The 17,734-nt window shown below is 69.4% G+C and carries 15 protein-coding genes; 6 read left to right on the top strand and 9 right to left on the bottom strand.

Annotated features, from left to right (window positions below; translation table 11 throughout):
* Positions 1–31: 31 nt before the first annotated feature.
* From RC2_RS17415 to RC2_RS17405, 3 genes are read left to right on the top strand one after another with little or no spacing between them, the layout of a single operon-like run.
* On the top strand, positions 32–1,468 hold the full coding sequence (locus tag RC2_RS17415) for a CitMHS family transporter (RefSeq protein ID WP_068151192.1): 1,437 nt from the start codon (positions 32–34) through the stop codon (positions 1,466–1,468).
* Entirely contained in the window at positions 1,465–2,823 is a 1,359-nt protein-coding gene (locus RC2_RS17410; protein WP_245811171.1) for an acyclic terpene utilization AtuA family protein, read from the top strand. The genes RC2_RS17415 and RC2_RS17410 overlap by 4 nt, the downstream gene beginning before the upstream one ends.
* A complete protein-coding gene (locus RC2_RS17405; protein WP_068151198.1) occupies positions 2,820–3,152 on the top strand; it encodes an AtuA-related protein in 333 nt (110 codons plus the stop codon). The genes RC2_RS17410 and RC2_RS17405 overlap by 4 nt, the downstream gene beginning before the upstream one ends.
* Here the strand turns inward: RC2_RS17405 and RC2_RS17400 are convergent.
* The 7 genes from RC2_RS17400 to RC2_RS17370 form a co-directional block, all read right to left on the bottom strand.
* The gene (locus RC2_RS17400) at positions 3,140–3,937 is read right to left on the bottom strand and encodes an acyl-CoA thioesterase (protein WP_068151201.1); all 798 of its coding nucleotides are present in this window, start codon (positions 3,935–3,937) and stop codon (positions 3,140–3,142) included. The genes RC2_RS17405 and RC2_RS17400 overlap by 13 nt on opposite strands.
* A gap of 149 nt (positions 3,938–4,086) precedes the next feature.
* Positions 4,087–4,905, bottom strand: coding sequence for an HpcH/HpaI aldolase/citrate lyase family protein (locus RC2_RS17395; protein WP_068151204.1), 819 nt, complete (start codon positions 4,903–4,905; stop codon positions 4,087–4,089).
* Entirely contained in the window at positions 4,902–6,065 is a 1,164-nt protein-coding gene (locus tag RC2_RS17390; protein ID WP_068151207.1) for an acyl-CoA dehydrogenase family protein, read from the bottom strand. The genes RC2_RS17395 and RC2_RS17390 overlap by 4 nt, the downstream gene beginning before the upstream one ends.
* Positions 6,066–6,084: 19 nt before the next feature.
* Positions 6,085–7,455 (bottom strand): MmgE/PrpD family protein, encoded by a 1,371-nt coding sequence (locus tag RC2_RS17385; RefSeq protein WP_068151210.1) that lies wholly within the window; start codon positions 7,453–7,455, stop codon positions 6,085–6,087.
* Positions 7,452–8,660 carry a CaiB/BaiF CoA transferase family protein gene (locus RC2_RS17380; protein WP_068151213.1) on the bottom strand — a complete coding sequence of 403 codons (1,209 nt, stop codon included), beginning with the start codon at positions 8,658–8,660 and terminating at the stop codon, positions 7,452–7,454. Before RC2_RS17380 ends, RC2_RS17385 begins: the two co-directional genes overlap by 4 nt.
* Positions 8,657–9,205, bottom strand: coding sequence for a MaoC family dehydratase (locus tag RC2_RS17375; protein ID WP_068151216.1), 549 nt, complete (start codon positions 9,203–9,205; stop codon positions 8,657–8,659). Before RC2_RS17375 ends, RC2_RS17380 begins: the two co-directional genes overlap by 4 nt.
* A 139-nt stretch (positions 9,206–9,344) precedes the next feature.
* Entirely contained in the window at positions 9,345–10,064 is a 720-nt protein-coding gene (locus RC2_RS17370; RefSeq protein ID WP_174552347.1) for a FadR/GntR family transcriptional regulator, read from the bottom strand.
* A 381-nt stretch (positions 10,065–10,445) separates the two neighbouring features.
* Between RC2_RS17370 and RC2_RS17365 the strand changes: the two genes are divergently transcribed.
* The 3 genes from RC2_RS17365 to RC2_RS17355 are packed head-to-tail and all read left to right on the top strand — an operon-like array spanning position 10,446 to position 15,585.
* Positions 10,446–12,527 carry a hydantoinase/oxoprolinase family protein gene (locus tag RC2_RS17365; protein ID WP_068151220.1) on the top strand — a complete coding sequence of 694 codons (2,082 nt, stop codon included), beginning with the start codon at positions 10,446–10,448 and terminating at the stop codon, positions 12,525–12,527.
* Complete coding sequence (locus RC2_RS17360) at positions 12,524–14,338, top strand: hydantoinase B/oxoprolinase family protein (RefSeq protein WP_082895673.1); 1,815 nt, start codon at positions 12,524–12,526, stop codon at positions 14,336–14,338. Before RC2_RS17365 ends, RC2_RS17360 begins: the two co-directional genes overlap by 4 nt.
* Positions 14,338–15,585, top strand: coding sequence for an amidase (locus RC2_RS17355; protein WP_082895674.1), 1,248 nt, complete (start codon positions 14,338–14,340; stop codon positions 15,583–15,585). The genes RC2_RS17360 and RC2_RS17355 overlap by 1 nt, the downstream gene beginning before the upstream one ends.
* Here RC2_RS17355 and RC2_RS17350 read toward each other — a convergent pair.
* Together RC2_RS17350 and RC2_RS19235 are read right to left on the bottom strand one after the other, a co-directional pair.
* Positions 15,582–16,310, bottom strand: coding sequence for an HD domain-containing protein (locus RC2_RS17350; RefSeq protein ID WP_068151223.1), 729 nt, complete (start codon positions 16,308–16,310; stop codon positions 15,582–15,584). The genes RC2_RS17355 and RC2_RS17350 overlap by 4 nt on opposite strands.
* Positions 16,307–17,722, bottom strand: coding sequence for a hypothetical protein (locus RC2_RS19235; RefSeq protein WP_245811170.1), 1,416 nt, complete (start codon positions 17,720–17,722; stop codon positions 16,307–16,309). The genes RC2_RS17350 and RC2_RS19235 overlap by 4 nt, the downstream gene beginning before the upstream one ends.
* Between the last annotated feature and the right edge of the window lie 12 nt (positions 17,723–17,734).

Raw genomic sequence — 17,734 nt, 5'->3', positions numbered from 1 at the left:
AACACTGAGCCGTCCGAATGAAGGAGCGCACATGTTGTCTTTGCTGGGGTTCGGGACGATCCTGGTCATCCTCCTGTTGCTGTTCACGCAGCGCGTCGCGGCGATCATCGCCCTGGCCGGCGTTCCGCTGGTCGCCGCGTTCGTGGCCGGGAACTCGCCGTCCGAGGTCGCGGCGTTCGTGAAGAGCGGACTGGGCGGCGTCGTCGGAGTCGCCACGATGTTCCTCTTCGCCATCGTCTTCTTCGGAATCATGCGCGACGCCGGTCTGTTCGACCCGGTCGTCCGGCGCATCGTCCGCCTCGCGGGCAACGCACCGCCCACCGTGGCCGTCGCGACCACCGGACTTGCCGTCGTCGCCCACCTCGACGGTGCCGGGGCCACGACCTTCCTCATCGCCGTGCCGGCCATGCTGCCGATCTACGACCGCCTCGGTATGAGCCGTCTGGTCCTCGCGACCTGCGTCGGTCTGGGCGCCGGGGTGATGAACGTCGTGCCGTGGGGTGGGCCGACCGCCCGTGCGGCCGCGACGGTCGGTGTCGACGCGAACGAGTTGTGGGTCCCGTTGATCCCCGCCCAGATCGCCGGCGTGGTGTTCGCCCTGGCCGTCGCCTACTACCTGGGTCGACGCGAGCGGACCCGCCTGGCCAAGGTCGCTGACGGCGACGCCTCCGCCGTGGTCGAGGAATCGACCGCGCGAGTCGGCGGGCGCATCGCGGTCGGCTCGGGCGGCCCGGCGCCGGTCCCGCCGTCCGCGGGCAACGGCGACGCTCCCGACGGCACGGAACTCGACACTCCTGCCCCGAACGACGCCCCCGCGAGCGGCGATCCCGACCTGCTGCGGCCGAAGCTCCTCTGGGTCAATGCCGCGCTCGTTCTGGTCACCCTCGGCGCGTTGGTCGCCGCGGTGGCCCCGCCGGAGATGTGCTTCCTCATCGCGTCGATCCTGGCGCTGCTGATCAACTACCGCGGGATGAAGGCGCAGCAGGCCCGAGTCGAGGCCCACTCGGTCGGCGCGATGCTCATGGTCGGAACATTGCTGGCCGCCGGCGTTCTGCTCGGCGTGCTCGACGGCAGCGGCATGATCGAGGCGATGGCGGTGAGCGCCGCCAACGTCGTGCCCGACGGCGTGACGCCTGCTCTGCCGCTGATCGTCGGAGTGCTCGCGGTCCCGATGAGCTTGATCTTCGGACCGGACGCCTACTACTTCGGGGTCCTGCCGGTTCTCATCGAGGTCGGTGACCAGTTCGGTATCAGCGCAACGCATCTGGCGCAGGCCTCGATTCTGGGCGAAGAGACGGTCGGCTTTCCGATCAGTCCGATGACCGGCGCGTTCTACCTTCTGGTGGGCCTGGCGTCCGTCGACATCGGCAAGCACATCCGCCACATGATCGGCTGGGCGTGGCTCGTCAGTATCGGCATGCTCGGCGTCGCCATGCTGACGGGCGTCATCCCGGTGTGGGTCTCGTGAAACGCCACGTGCGCGTGGGCGCAGGAGCCGGATTCGCCGGGGACAGAATCGATCCCGCGGTCACGCTCGCGGAACGTGGGAACCTCGACTACCTGGTCTTCGAATGCCTCGGCGAGCGCACGGTGGCCACCGGTCAGGCCCGGCGTCTCGCCGACCCCACCACGGGATACGACCCGCTGCTCGCCGCCCGTATGGCGTCCGTCCTGGCGCCGACCACCGCGTCGGGATGCACCGTCGTCACCAATTCCGGTGCGGCCAACCCGCTGGCCGCGGCGGAGGTCGTGGCGCAGGTCGCCCGCAGGACGGTCGATCGACCGGTTCGCGTCGCCGCGGTGACCGGCGACGACGTGCTCGACGCGGTGCGTCGTCTGGATCCGGTGCTGTGGGAGACAGGGCGGCCGCTGTCCGAGCACGACGACGCGCTGGTCTCCGCCAACGCGTACATCGGTGCGAATGCCGTGCTTCCGGCCCTCGACGCGGGTGCCCACGTGATCGTCACCGGACGGCTCGCCGACCCGTCGCTCTACCTGGGTCCACTCGTGCACGAGTTCGGGTGGTCGCTCGACGACTGGCATCTGCTCGGTGCCGGAACCGCCGTCGGGCACTTGCTCGAATGCGCCGGGCAGCTCACCGGTGGCTACTTTGCCGACCCCGTCACCAAACCGGTTGCCGGACTGGCCGATCTGGGATTCCCGTTCGCGGACGTCGCGCCCGACGGCACTGCGGTCTTCGGGAAAGCGGACGGCACCGGAGGTGAGCTCACCGTGCGCACGTGCGCCGAGCAGTTGCTCTACGAGGTGGGGAGACCCGCGTCGTATCTCACCCCGGACGTCACCGCGGACTTCACCTCGGTGTCCTTCGACGACCGCGGACCCGATCGCGTCGGCCTCCGCGGGGCGACCGGTCACGCGCGTCCCGACGAACTCAAGGTGACCGTGGGTTTCCGCGGTGGGTGGATGGGGGAGGGGCAGATGTCCTATGCCGGTCCTCGCGCCCTGCTCCGTGCCCAACTGGCCGGAGACATCGTGCGGGAGCGACTCGAACGCGTACACGGATTCGACGGCTCGGGTATCGGCGTCGAATTCATCGGCGCGGGTGCGGCATTCCGCGGGGTCGTCCCGCCGACGGAGGCGCCGGAAGTGCGCGTCCGGGTCACCGCGTCGGCACCGGACAGCGAGACGGCCGCGATCGTTGCGTGGGAGGTGGAGAGCCTGTACACCAACGGCCCGGCCGGCGGAGGGGGTGCGCGCGGTGGCCGCACCGAGGTACTCGCCATTCGCTCCTGCTCCATTCCTCGGACCGCCGTCCGCACCGAGGTGCACACGGTGGACGTGACGACGGAGGTGCACGCGTGAGCAGTCACGTGACCGTGGACGACGTCGCCGACGTCCGCACGGGCGACAAGGGGGACACGGCCATCGTCGCCGTGTTCCCTCGACGCCCCGAGGTGTACGACGCCGTCCTGGCGGCGATGTCGGAGGACGCCGTGGCGTCGTTCCTCGGTGCGGGGGTCACCGGACCGGTGCGTCGCACGCCGATGCCGGGGGTTCAGGGCATCGTGTTCGAGGTGCCGGGCCTCCTCGGCGGCGGCGTCACGGGCAGTCCGGTCCTCGACGGACACGGGAAGTGCCTGAGCTACCTGATCGCGACCATGCCGCTGCCGGGGCTCCGTCACCCCTTGTAGTAGACCACCTGGTGCCCGGTGGCGAGCAGATCGCCGCCCGCCGACCACAGCTCGGCCGACTGGTCGAAGTAACCGCGGTGGAAGCGACGTGCGTGTGCCGTGGCGAGGACGTGGTCCTCGCCGTGGGCGGCCAGATCCTCCGCCGTCGCGAAATAGTGGAGCGTGAGCGAGATGGTGCCTGCCGGCAGGTACTGCCCGCGGCGCTGGAAGATCCGCGGGTAGAAGATGTCGGTCATCGAGGTGAGGGCGACGTGGTCCAGGGGACGCGGCGGGGAGTCGCGCACCCAGAGCGTGGCCACGGAATCGGGTGACTCGGCCTCCGCCAGAGCGCCTGCGTGGAAGCGCATCTCGTAGTTCTGCGCCCACGCGATGAAGTCCGGCATGCCCGCGCGCTCGACCTCCTCGGGTGCGGGAACGGCGGGCGGGGCGGACTCGATGTCGTCCCACGTCTCCCGGCGGGTGCCGAACACCGCGGTGGCGGTGGTGGCGACCGTGCCGTCCTGCGAAAGCTCGAGGTACCAGTGCTGATTGCTGCGGTTGGTGCGCACCGCCCGCGCCTGGATGTCGAAGGGGCCCTCTGCCACCGGCCCGGCGAAGTTGACGGTCAGACTCACCGGATCGCCCAGCCGGTCGGGGTGCAGCTCGATCGCCCGCACCAGGATCGCCGCGGTGACTCCGCCGAAGGGCCCCACCATGTTGTTGTACTGCGCGGTGGTCCGTCCCCGGAAGCGTCCGTTACCGAGCGGTTCGAGCTCGAGGGCGTCGTCGAACGGGTGCGTGCTCATCGGTCTCCCGGGGTCGGTCGGACTGGCCGACCCATTCCACCACCCGGCTGATCGGCGCGGCCGGAGGGTCCTGTGGCGAGCGAGGTGTGCGCTTCGCCGGCTCCGGCGGCGGGATCCCGCGCGCGAGGCCGCCGAGGCGCACGCCCTGCTCAGCCGACGCGGTCGAGCACCCGCCGCGCTCGCTTCGCCACGGCCTCGTCGATCAGATACCCGTCCGCATCGACCCCGGCGCCGTCGCTCTCCAGCGCCGCGAGGATTTCGCGCGCGGTCCGCACGTCGTCGTCGGTCGGCGACCAGACGTCCCGCGCTGCCGTGACCTGGGCCGGGTGGATGCATGCCCGCCCCACGAATCCGAGCCGCCCGAGGTGCCGACAATCCGCGGTGAACGCCTCGACGTCCCGGAAGTTGCGGGATACCGCGGCCGGCGGAGCCTGCACCCCGGCCGCCGCACTGGCCGCGACCACCTGCGACCGGGCGAAGAGCAGAGCGCTGTCGTCGGTCTCGGCGTCGACGCCCAGGTCGACGGCCAGATCGACCTCGCCGATCTGCAGAAAGCGCACCCGCGGAGCCCGAGCGATCGACAGCGCCTCGAACACCCCGCCGCCCGTTTCGATCATGGGGGACACCACGGCCTGCGGGCACACCTCGGCGAGCAGGGTATCCACCGCGGCCACCTCGTCGGCCGATCCGACCTTGGGCAGCCAGAACCCGGTGAGCGTCGGGTGGGCGACCGCACGGATGTCGTCCTCCTGCAGCGTTCCCGGATTGACCCGGACCCAGATCTCCACGTCACCGGGTTCGACCGCGGCGACCCAGTCGGCCACCGTTCGACGGGCGGAGTCCTTGTCCTGCAACGCCACCGCATCCTCGAGATCGAGGACGACGGCGTCGGCACCGGAGGCAAGAGCCTTGTCGAACCGCTCCGGCTTGGTGCCGGGAACGTAGAGGTAGGTGAGGGCGCCGCTCACCCGATCACACTCGATCCTGCGACGAGGGACTTGGCGATGACCGTGCGCATGATGTCGTTCGTGCCCTCGCCGATGGCCATGAGCGGCGCGTCGCGGTAGAGGCGCTCGACCACGAACTCGGTCGAGTAGCCGTAGCCGCCGTGGATGCGCATGGCTTCGAGGCTCGCCGTGATGGCGGCCTCCGACGCGAAGTACTTGGCCATGCCCGCCTCCATGTCGACGCGCTTGCCCGAGTCCGCCTGCGACGCCGCCCAGTACGTCATGAGGCGGGCGGCCTGCAGCTGCGTCGCGATGTCGGCGATCTTGAGCTGGATGGCCTGGAAGTCGGCGATCGGCTGGCCGAACGCGGTGCGCTCCTTCGCGTACTGGAGCGCGGCGTCGTACGCGGCCTGGGCGATGCCGACGCTGCGGCCAGCGATGTTGAGCCGGCCGATCTCGAGGCCCGAGAGTGCCTGCTGTAGACCGCGTCCTTCGACCCCGCCGAGCAGCGCGTCGACCGGCACGCGGACGTTCTCGAGGGTGATCTCGCAGGACTCGGTGCCCTTGTAGCCGAGCTTGCCCATGTCCCGCTGCACTTCGAACCCCTCGCTGGAGGTGTCGATCAGCAGCAGGCTCATGCCCTTGTGCGGCGGGGTGGCCGTGGTGTCGGTCTTCACGAGCACCGGCAGCACGTTCGCATGGCGTGCGTTGGTGATCCACGTCTTGGCGCCGTTGACGACGTAGTGGTCGCCGTCGCGCTTGGCGGTGGTCTTGATGCCCTGCAGATCGGTGCCGGCACCCGGCTCGGTGAGGCCGACGCCCGTGCGCCACTCACCAGCGGACAGCTTGGGCAGCAATGACTGCTTCTGCTCCTCGGTGCCGTGCTTGGCGATCATCCAGCACGAGAGGTTGTGGCTGCCCACGATGCCGGCGATGCCCATCCACCCGCGGGCGAGTTCCTCGTAGACAAGGGTGAACGAGACCTTGTCGAGGTCGATGCCGCCGTACTCCTCCGGCGTGGTGATGCCGAAGAGGCCCATCGCCTTCATGTGGTCGACGATCTCGGTGGGGTAGCGGCCGGAGCGCTCCCACTCGCTCGCGACGGGGACGATCTCCTTGTCCACGAAGGTGCGGAGAGCCTTGCGGAACGCGGTCTGCTGTTCGTCGAACGTGAAGTCCATGGTGAGTCCTTTGACTGTCTCAGGAGGAGGAGGCGAGGGCGGCGGCGAGGTCGAGCACGGCCGTGAGGTCCGATTCGCCGGCGAGGCCGAGGAGCCGGGCGGACAGTTCCTTCGCCCGGGGCTGGTGGCCGCAGTTTGCCAGGAACTTGTCGGTGAGGTCGTCGTCGGACAGCGGAAGCGCTGCGCTGCCCCGACTTCCGTCGACGGCGCCGGTGAGCACACGGCCGTCCGTGAGCGTGACGACGGCGCGGCCCGGCGCGGCAGCGGCAGGGCCGTCGGTGACCAGTTCGACCGAGCGGACCCGGCGAGCGGTCGCGAGCACGTCGGGGCGGGCGATGGACTCGTCGGTGTACGTGGCGACGTCGACGACGCCGTCGTGCAGCAGCGCAGCGACACTCCACGGCAGATCGAATTTGCCGTCGTAGGTGCTCCGCGGAGCCGCGACACCGGCGTTGGGGCCGCAGACGATGGGCAGCGAGTCCGAATGCACGGCCACCTCGACGTCGGCGATGTCGGACGCGGTGACGTCGTGACCGGCCACGGCGGCGGACACCGCGTCGAGAGCGACGTGCATCAACTGGCAGCTCGGGTACGGCTTGATGCCGATACGCGTTGCTTCCCAGCGGGTTCCGAGACCGTCGGTGAGCGCGGTGAAGTCGGCGGGCCGCGACGTCAGTGCGGCGTAGAGGCCGCGGCGTCCTTCGAGCACGGACGACGGTCCGGTGGCGCCGGCCGCGGCGAGGCGTGCGGCGAGGACGCCGTTCAGGCTCGCCGAGCCGGGGTGCAGAGCCTTGGTGTCGGCGTCGGTGTCGAGGAACTCGAGCAGGCCGGCGCCGGACGACCCGGCGATACCGAGTGCGTGAACCAGGGTCGCCGACGGGAGCCGGGACAGCCGGCCCGCGACGAGCGCCGCGACCAGGGGACCGACGGCGCCCGTCGCGTGCACACCGCCGGAATGGAATCCGTGCGGGCTGACGGCGCCGAGACGGCAGGCGGTCTCGAGACCGATGGCCCCGGCGAGCAGGACGTCGGCACCGGACGCGGCGCGCTCCTGGCCGACCGCGATGGCGGCGGGGAGGGTGACGGCGGTGGCGTGGACCAGCGCTCCGGCGTGCGTGTCGTCGAAGTCCAGCGCGTGCACCATCACGCCGGTGGCGAAGGCGGCGGCCGGAGCCGACAGTGCCTGCGTCCCGGTCAGCGGCCGGGCCTCGGGGGGGCCGCCGAGCGCGGTGGCCACCGTCCACGCGGGCCGGCCGTAGCCGAGACGAGCTGCGGCAATGGCGTTCCCGACGCCGTCCATGAGGTGCCGCGCGGTCGCGTGGCGGACGTCGTGCGACAGGTCGGGTAGACCCAGGTCGGCCGCCCACTCGGCGAGCACGGTCGAGGTCATACGGTGGCCTCGACGGGTCCGAAGGCACCGCCCGACGAGAGGTCTGCCACTCGGTCCGCGTCGTATCCCAGCTCCTTCACGACGTCGGCGAAGTCCTCGTTGCGACGCGGGGCGCGCCGGTACGTCGGACGCTCGGGACCGAAGTTGACCGGCGAGGCGACCTGCTTCACCGTGTCGTACACCGGATGCTCGGTCTCGACGACGAGATTGCGTGCGATCGTGTGGGGTTCGGTGAGGGCGTGCGCGACGTCGTTGATCGGTCCCGAGGGCACTCCGGCCGGGCCCAGGAGGGACAACCAGTGCGCCACGGTGTTCGTGGCGAAGGTGTCCTCGAGCATCGGCAGCAGGACGTCCTTGTTCTGTCCGCGCAGAGCGAAGCTGGTGAAGCGGGGATCCTGGCCGAGTTCCGGGCGGCCGATGGCGACCACCAGGCGCTCCCAGAACTTCTCCTTCGCGCAGCCGACGATCAGCCAGCCGTCGCTCGCCTCGAACGCCTGGAACGGGACCAGCGACGGGTGGGCGGAGTTCTTGGTCCGCACGGGCTCGAAGCCCGCGTTCAGGTGCCACGTGGCGGGGTAGGTGAGCAGACTCATCGCGGTGTCGTAGAGCGAGACGTCGCAGTCGCCGCCGATGCCGTCGCGACGCGCGGCGTGCAGGCCGGACAGCAGACTGATCGCGGCGACGAATCCGCCGGAGTAATCCACCAGCGACAGACCGGATTTCGTGGGCGGACCGTCCGGATCACCGGTGACGGACATCCAGCCGGCGAGGCCCTGCAGGATGTAGTCGTAGCCGGGTTCCTTGGCCCGCGGGCCGGTCATGCCGAAGCCGGTGAGGCTGCAGCACACGATGGCGGGGTTGAGGTGCTTGAGATCGTCGTAGGTGATGCCGATCTTGGCCGGGACGTCGCCGCGCAGGTTGGAGTACACCGCGTCGGCGCCGCGCACCAGGTCCTCGAACACGCTGCGCCCGGCCGGAGTCGACAGGTCGAGCGAGAGGCTGCGCTTGTTGCGGTTGAAGGACTCGAAGAACAGCGAGTCCTCGCCCTCGTTGAACGGGGGGACGTAGCGGCCGACGTCGCCGCCGGCGTTCGGGTCCTCGATCTTGATGACGTCGGCCCCGAGGTCGGCGAGATGGAGGCTGCCGAACGGGCCGGCGCCGTACTGCTCGAGCGAGATGATGCGGACGTCCTCGAGTGGCTTCATGCGGTGGCACCCTTCTCCTCGGGCAGCTGCAGCGGCCCGTTCTGTGCTTCGGGGAAATAGTTCTGGCCGATGCCGCTCTCGCGCGTGGCGACCATGACCGATCGCTTCCACGAAATGACCTCGACGCCATCCTGATTGAGGCCGCGGGTGATCATCGAGACGATGCCGGCGTAGGGGCGCGACTCGGACTTGCGGAGGCCGGTGCAGATGCTCTCGGCGTAGATGGTGTCGCCCTCGTAGACCGGGTGCGACATCCTGATGTCGGTGAACGCAAGGTTCGAGATGGCGTTCTGGCTCATGTCGAGCACCGAGATGCCGAGCACCACGGCCACGGTGAATCCCGAGTTCACGATCACGCGGCCCTCGGTGATGGGGTTCTGCGCGGCGAGGTGCGCGTTGAAGTGGTTCTGATTGGTGTTCATCGACAGCAACGTGATCCACGTGTTGTCGGTCTCGGTGATCGTGCGGCCCAGGGGGTGCTGGTACACGTCCCCCACCACGTAATCCTCGAAGAAGCGCCCAAGAACGGCCGGGTGGGTTGCCACGGAATCTCCTCGTGTCGGGTCGGCGAAGCCAGTGCGTCGACCATAAACATCAGATGATTACGGCGTCAAGAGGGCAATTCCGCACGATGTGGCGAGGTGGAGTAGCGCTCGTCGAACCAAAAAGCAGATCTTTTGCGGGTTACGAGGTGCGCAACGTGTCCATCTGCCGGTAGGAGCCGCCCAGGTGGTCGAGGTGTCGTCGCATCTCGTTCATCGCGGTCATCGAATCGCCGGCCTCGACCACCTCGAGAATGGCGCGGTGGTCGTGGTCGACGCATTCCCAGAATCCCTCGGGCGCATGGTCGCGACCGAAACGCTTGGACAGCACCCGGAAGACGGGGGCGGTGATGAGCTCGAGCAGCGGGTTGCGGCTCGCGCGCAGCAGCACGAGGTGGAACTCCTGGTTCTTGGCGAAGGTGTCGGGTCCCTGCGTCTCGGTGGGGTCGAAGATGGTGTCCCGCAGCTGCGCCAGGTCCTCCTCGGTGCGCCGGAACGCGGCCAGCCCTGCGGCCGGCACCTCCATGAGGTTGCGCACCTCCATCAGCTGATCGACCGTCACGGTCTCCGCCGCCGTCATCAGCGCGACGCCCGTCTCCAGATGTTCGCTGATGTGCCCGACGCTGGGGGTCGCCACGAAGCTGCCGCCGGTCACCCCGCGGGTGGTGTGGATGAGGTTCTGACTCGCCAGCGACCGCAGGGCCTCCCGGATGGTGCTGCGTCCGACGCCGAACTCCGCCGTCAGTTCCGCGTCGCCGGGCAGGCGCTCGCCGGGCTGGAGGTCGCCGGAGAGGATGCGCTCACGCAGCCGCGCGGCGAGCACCGCGTAGGCGGGGCCGGACTTGGTCGGGGTGTCGGTCACGTCGAGCGGGCCTTCCGTCAGGGGGTTCGCCGGGGCGAGACCGCCCGAGCGTAGCGCGCGGACGGGGTCCGCGGCGGGGGATGAGCGTGTCCCGCGGAAACGGGTAAAGATCGGCTCTTTCGGAGTAACAGGTCGGAGATGGGCCGATCTCAGGGGTGGATCGAGGCTTCACACGCCCGAAACATCTGAGGTATTGCTTTCGAAACAGAGGTGGAGCACTATGACTCGTGTCACCCGATCGGGGTGGCCACGATCACCTCCGAGTCGTCGACGTCGAGCCCGCGCACGGGCTCGGTCGCGATCTCGGATCTTCGGCACCGGCCTCGCACGGCCCGACCTTCCGCTCCGCACGCGAGCGCCGACAGCAGAAACGGATGGCACATGAAACGAATCGGAGTCGACGTCGGTGGCACGTTCACCGACCTGGTGCTGTGGGACGACGACGGCACGGTGGTGGTCCACAAGACGCCGTCGACCAACCACGATCCCTCGATCGGCACCATGGACGGCATCGCCGTCCTGGCCGAGCGCGCCGGGATCGACCCGTCCGAGATCGACATGTTCTTCCACGGCACCACCGTGGCCACCAACATCGTCCTCGAGCACAACGGGTGCGACGTCGGGATGATCACCACGGAGGGGTTCCGCGACCTCCTGCACATCGCCCGCAAGAAGCGCCCGCTGAACTACTCGAACTACCAGGACCTGCCCTGGCAGAAGTGGCAGCTGGTCCCGCGCCGCAACCGGCGCGTGGTGCCCGAGCGCATCGACGCCGCCGGCAACGTCCTCACCCCGCTGGACGAGAACGCGGTGCGCGAGCAGGTTCGACTGCTGCGCGAGCGCGGCGTGCAGGCCATCGCCGTGGCGTTCCTGCACTCCTACCGCAACCCCACGCACGAGCAGCGGGTCAAGGCCATCATCGCCGAGGAGTTCCCCGGCGTGTTCGTCTCCCTCTCGAGCGAGGTCGCGCCGCAATACCGTGAGTACGAACGCTTCTCGACGGCGGCGCTCAACGCGTTCATCGGACCGAAGACGAGCCAGTACATCGAGAACCTCGCCCGGAAGGCGCGCGACGCGCAGGTCGGCGAGGACGTCCACCTCATGACGTCGGCCGGTGGCCTCGTCACCTCCCGCAGCGCCACCGAGATCCCCGTCTCGCTGCTCACCAGCGGCGTGATCGCCGGACTGCTCGGCGGCTGCGCGATCGGCAAGGCGTCGGGCTTCCCCAGCGTCATCACGCTCGACGTGGGCGGCACGTCCGCCGACGTCGGCGTCGCGCCGGACGGTGCGCTGCGCATGAAGCACCTGCTGGACACCAGGATCGGCGACTATCACGCCATGGTGCCCATGGCCGAGGTCGACACCATCGGCGCGGGCGGCGGCTCCATCGCCGTCGTCGACGACGGCGGCATGTTCCGCGTCGGACCGCGCAGCGCCGGCGCCGTCCCCGGCCCCGCCTGCTACGGCCGCGGCGGCACCGAGCCGACGTCGACCGACGCGATGGTCATGATGGGCTGGCTGCGCGAGAACAGCTTCCTGTCCGGAACCATGGAGGTGCAGCCGGAGCTCGCGCGCACCGCGATCCAGACGCACATCGCGGACAAGCTGAACACCTCGATCGACGAGGCCGCCATGGGCATCTTCAAGATCCTGGCGCACTCGATGACCGAGGCCATCAGCCTGCACTCGGTGCGCAAGGGCTACGACCCGCGCGATTTCTCCCTCATCGCCGAGGGCGGCGCCGGACCGCTGTTCGCGTGGCAGATCGCCGACCAGCTCGGCATCCCGCGCGTCATCGTCCCCGGACACCCCGGCATCACCTCGGCGGTCGGCCTGCTGACCACCGACATCCGGTACGAGGAGCCCACCACCGTGTGGACGTCGTCGGCCGACCCGAACATCGAGCTTCTCCGCGAGCAGATCGACCGTCTGTCCAAGCAGGCCGTCGCGCAGCTCGAAGCGGACGGCATCGCACCGGAGAACATCTCGCTCGAGCGCAGTGTCGACTGCCGGTACGTCGGACAGGGCTACGAGCTCCGCGTCCAGGCGCCGGACGGCGAGATCGACGACGTCTGGGTCAAGACGACGGCGGAGGCGTTCCACGAGGCCCACGGGCGCACCTACTCCCAGCGGTTCGACGACAAGTCGGTCCAGTTGGTCAACGTGCGCGTCACCGGCGTCGGCGCCGTCCCCCACGTGCAGATCGCCGAGATCGAGCGCGGTACCGCGGACGCGTCGGGTGCGATCAAGACGACGGCTCGCGCGCTGTTCTGGAAGGACGAGACCGCGGCACCCGAGTGGGTCGACACCCCGGTCTACGAGCGGTCACAGCTGTTGGCGGGCAACGAGATCACCGGACCTGCCATCGTCGAGCAGTTCGACTCCACCACCATCATCGGCATGAACCAGCACGCCACCGTCGACGCCGTCGGTCACATCATCATCGAGAGGAAGTCCGCATGAGCAAGGCGCTGATGCCCACGACGGGAGTCTCGCTCGCCGGCGAGGCCACCCGCACGTGGAACGACGTGGACGTCGACCCCATCACCCTGCGGGTGATCGGCGGGGCCCTGCAGTCCATGGCCAAAGAGATGGCGCAGGTCCTCTACCGCATGGCGTACTCGAGCCTCATCCGTGAGTCCGAGGACCTCGGCGCCGGCATCTTCGACGTCAACGGCCGCGAGCTGTGCGAGTCGGATTCCACTCCGATGCACTGTGGTTCGATCCCCGCCTACATCCGCGGCGTGAACCGGCGATTGGCCGGCACGTACAAGCCGGGCGACGTGATCCTGCACAACCACCCGTATCACGGTGCGGCGCACTCGCCGGACTACGGCGTCATCATTCCGATCTTCTGGCAGGGCGAGCACATCGGATTCGCCGGGTGCACCGGTCACGTCTCCGACGTCGGCGGCAACTTCCCGGGGCTCTGCATGGACGTCGTCGACGTCTGGGCCGAGGGCAAGCTCATGGACTCGATGAAGATCTACGAGGCCGGCGTCCGCAACGACTACCTGATCCAGCACATCCTGGACAACGTGCGCACCCCGGAGCAGAATCGCGGCGACCTCGAGGCCCTCATCGCCTGCTCGCGCATCGGCGAGAAGCGATTCACCGAACTGCTGGAGAAGTACGGCCTCGACACGGTCATGAGTGCCGGCGAGCGGTGGATGGACTACTCCGAGACCAAGCTGCGCAACAAGATTCGGGAAATTCCGGACGGCAGCTACGAGGCGCCCCTGGGCTACCTCGACGACGACGGCAAGAACCGCGACGAGCCGCTGAAGGTCGCCGTGCGGGTGCAGGTGGACGGCGAGGACATCCTCATCGACCTCACCGGCTCCAACAGCCAGGTGCCGACGGCGTTCAACGTGCCGTTCGAGGGATCCGTTCTCCCCGTAGCGGTCTCGGCGATCCGCACGATCCTGCTCGACGAGGACGTCACCGAGGACTTCGTGCCCCAGAACGACGGCTGCTTCCGCCCCGTGAAGGCGTACGCACCGGAGGGCACGATCTTCAATCCGGACTTCCCGGCGTCGTGCTTCGCGCGCTTCTCCCAGGTCAACCGCGTCTTCGACTCGATCAACCTGGCGCTGGCGCCGGTCCTGCCGGACCATGCCATCGCCGGTTCGTCCGCCGCGCTGTGTGCCATCGCCTACTCCGGCATCGCGCCCGACGGCGAGTCGTACTGGGTGTACATCGAGATCAACGAGGGCTCCTACGGCGGCCGTAACGGGAAGGATGGCATGGACGCCGTCGACGCCCTCATGGCCAACACCCGCAACAACCCCATCGAGGAGCTCGAGCTCAACCACGCGATGCGGGCGCTGCGCTACGAACTGCGCGACGAGGCGCCGGCTCCCGGCAAGTGGCGCGGCGGTATCGGCAGCGTGCGCAAGTGGCTGATGGAGACGGACACCTTCCTCGGCTCCGAGGCGGACAACCGGTCCGACGCCCCCGCCGGTGCACTCGGCGGCCACGACGGCGTCTCCGGATCCTTCACCCGCAATGCTGGAACGGATCGCGAGGAGGTGCTGTACTCCAAGGTCACCCAGGAGACCATCAAGTCCGGCGACACCCTCGAGATCAAGCTGCCGTCCGGCGGCGGATTCGGAAATCCGTTCGAGCGGGACCCCTTCCAGGTCCTGAGCGACGTGTGGGACGAGTACATCACCGCCGAGGACGCACGTCGGGACTACGGCGTGGCCGTCGACGTCGACTCGTGGACCATCGACGAGAAGGCCACCGCCGACCTCCGCGCGAGCGCGGCCTGATGGTGAACGGGGGACGGGCCGCCTCCCGCGGCCCGTCCTCGCAGCGGATCGACGAGCAGGTGAACAGCGTCGTCACGTGGATCGACGACGCCGGGTCCGGAGACGGCCCGCTGGCCGGTGTCCGGGTCGGCGTCAAGGACAACATCGACGTCGCCGGCGTCCGATCGACCTGCGCGTCCCGGTTCTTCGCCGACCGCGTGGCCGACGCCGACGCCGAGGTGGTGCGCCGACTGCGCGCGGCGGGCGCCGCCGTCGTCGCCACCCTGAACATGGCGGAATTCGCCGTGGGCGTCACCTCGCAGAACTCCGCCGCCGGCGGTCCGCGTAATCCGTGGGACACCACGCGCGTACCGGCGGGATCGAGCGGCGGGTCAGGCGCGGCCGTGGCGGCCGGCATCGTGGACCTCGCGCTCGGCACCGACACCGGCGGGTCCGTCCGCCTGCCCGCCTCGGCCTGCGGGGTCACCGGCCTCCGCCCGAGCCGCGGAGAGATCAGCAACGACGGTGTGTTTCCCGTCAGCCCGGACTTCGACACCGTGGGGCCGATGGCCCGGACGGTGCGCGAGGTCGCGGACGCGTTCGCGGCGCTGGCCTGTCCGCCTCTCGCGCGGACGGTCCGACGCATCGGTGTGCCCGACGTGTTCATCACCGCCGACGTCGATCCCGCTGTGGCCGAGGCCGTCTCGACGGCCGTCGACGACCTGGCGATGCTCGGATACGAGATCGTGCCCATCGAGGTGCCGGGGGCGGCCTCGGCGCAGGACGTCGTCTACACGGCCATCTATCACGACGCCGCGCGGATCCACCGCGAGCGGTTGGACACCCGCCCCGACCTCTTCCAACCGGCCACCCTGGAGCGAATCTCGCTGGGCCTCGGAATCTCCGAGGCCGATCGGCGCGACGCGGCCGACGCGCGTCGTCGATTCTGCGACGGGCTCGCCCCGCTGTTCGACGCCGTCGACGTGGTGCTCACCCCCACGATGCCCGTCGACGTGCCACCGATCGACGGTGGCGACGACGTCCTGGCGCAGTCGCGTCGGATGGGGCAGTTCACCTATCCCTGGTCGCTGCACGACGGGCCGACCCTCGCTGTGCCCGTGGGCTTTCACCGCGTCTCGGGGATGCCGGTCGGCATGCAACTGACCGCCCCGGTCGGGCACGAGGGGGCGCTCTTCGGCGTGGGTGAGCGGTATCAGGCCGTGACGCGGTGGCACACCGTGCGGCCGGAGGTGTGCGTTCCGGACTAGGTCTGGTCGGCTATCGCGCGCAGGTGGTCGTCGATGGCCGCCATGCCCTCCGGCGGCAGGCCCAGTCGGTCGCCGTGGTGGTGTGCGGCCCGCGCGAAGATCGGCACCAGCGGTGCGTACTTGGCGGCCAGCTTGGAGCGCTTGGCGTCGTCGGTCAGGTACTTCAGGCTGCCGGCGTTGTCGACGAAGTCGGCCAGCTTGACCAGGAACACCCGCGGATCGGCGATCGCGGCGGTGACGTGCTCGGCGTACTGCTCGGCCTTGTCGCGCGCGGGATCGCGTGGGGGATTGGTGACGGCAGCGACGAGATCGGCGACGTCCGTGCCGAAGTGGCGTCGCAGCGCGTCGAGGGCGTCGGAGCCGCCGAGCAGGGTCACCACCCGATCCGGCTGATCCTCCACGACATCGTGCAGCGCCGTGGCGACGAGCACCGCCGCGTCGGTGCAGCCGTACCGCAGGAGCCGCAGCGTGTTGCGCGACGGATGCGTGATGTAGGGGTCCGCGACCTGGTCGCCCCGCTGGGTGCGCCGTTGCTCGAGGTGGGCGTACGAGGCCACCGCCAGAGCGTGGTCGAGGTCCGTTCGGTCGATGCCCCGCGCGTCGGCCTCGACATCGATGGCGTGCACGAGCAGGGAGGGGTCCATGTCCTTCAGCGCGGTCGCTCGCAGCGCCGCCAGGAGAAGGTGGTGCGTGGAAGTCGGGGCGTCGGGTGTCGGAGTGGTCATGCGTCCTCTCGGTCGGTAGCGGGAAGTGCGTCGGGGAAGGAGTAGTCGCAGCCCAGGGCGTCCAGGGCGTCGAGACCGCCGTGGTCTCGGAACCAGGCCGTGCACGCACTGGCGGCGAGGTGGAGGTCGGTGGTGAAGAGGTAGCCGTCCGTGCAGTCGTCGAAATGACCGTCGTGGTGCCACAGGTCGAGTTCCAGACCGTCGGCGGAGTGGTCGCCGAGCCGGAGGCGGCGCAGCACGGTGCGGGAACGCCGCACCATGACCACGCCGTCGTCGAGCACGTGCAGCTGGGCGTTGATCACCTCGTCGTCCGGGTCGAGAAGGTCGACCAGATCGATGGCGTCCTCGTCCTCGTCCACGTCCGCATCGTCCCGCACCGGGGCGACGTAGTCACCCGGCCCGAGGTCGACGATCAACCCGGACCCGTTGCCCACCAGAGTTTCCACGAGCCAGTTGGTCATCCCGTCCCATCGGTCGACGGGAAACTCCGTGCCCTGGGGCGTCGCGAAGGACGTGAGCAGAGCATTGCCGGGGAGCGTTGCAGTCCAGGCCTCGATGCGGTCCCCGTCGCCGAGGAGGTTGACCAGTCCGGCCTCGTCGATCCACACCAGGTCGCGGGTGAGCTCCGCGGTGTGTTCCTGACCGTCCGACTGCCGCGACGCGACGGTCCACCCGTGCAGGTTCGCCGAGCCGTCCGGAACGACCACCATCCGCCCGTTCTCCCCGCCGAGCGCGAACTGCCAGTCCGGAACGCGGGGTGGGTGGTAGCGGGCGCGGTCCTCCAGCTCGAGGTGGTAGGTCTGCGAGTCGACGACGCGGACGCGGTTGATCTGCCAGTCGTTGCTGATCGCGTGGAGCGCCTTCGCGCCCATGCCCCCGGTGATCTCGAAACTGCGGCCCCGCGAATGCGTCACCAGGTGATGCCGACCCTCGGGCGCCGGGGTGCAGTGGGAGGGGCCGAGGTACCGGAAGTTCGTCAGAGCTTCTGCGAGATCGACCGGCCGCTCCGGAGCTCCGGCCTCCAGCTCGACGGTCAGGACGGTGACGTTCTCGCTCGGGACGTGGGTCCGTCCGACCTCGTTCGGCATCGTCGGAAAGATCGGCTCCTCCGCCCACAGGTCCGATCGACAGATCTCCGCACCGAACACGTCGAACTCGGCCTCGATGACGCGGAGAACGCCCAATGCGTCGTCTCCGGCCGCGAACCAGCCGGTGTGCGGCAGTTCGTAGACCACCCGGGCGCACCCGGTGGCGGACTGGTCGAAGTCCGCCCCGGGGCGGCCGGTCAGCTCGAGGAGACGGCTCTGCTGGTGTAGTTCGAGGTCGTACAGATCGGTGCCGATCTCGATGGCGACCGTGAAACCGGGGTCGCCGGCCGGTCGACCGTGGAGGCCGAAGGGGGAGTGAGACATGGGGTGCTCCTG

Source organism: Rhodococcoides corynebacterioides NBRC 14404 (assembly GCF_001894765.1).
Taxonomy (GTDB): domain Bacteria; phylum Actinomycetota; class Actinomycetes; order Mycobacteriales; family Mycobacteriaceae; genus Rhodococcoides; species Rhodococcoides corynebacterioides.
This window is presented reverse-complemented; position numbering and strand designations above follow the sequence as displayed.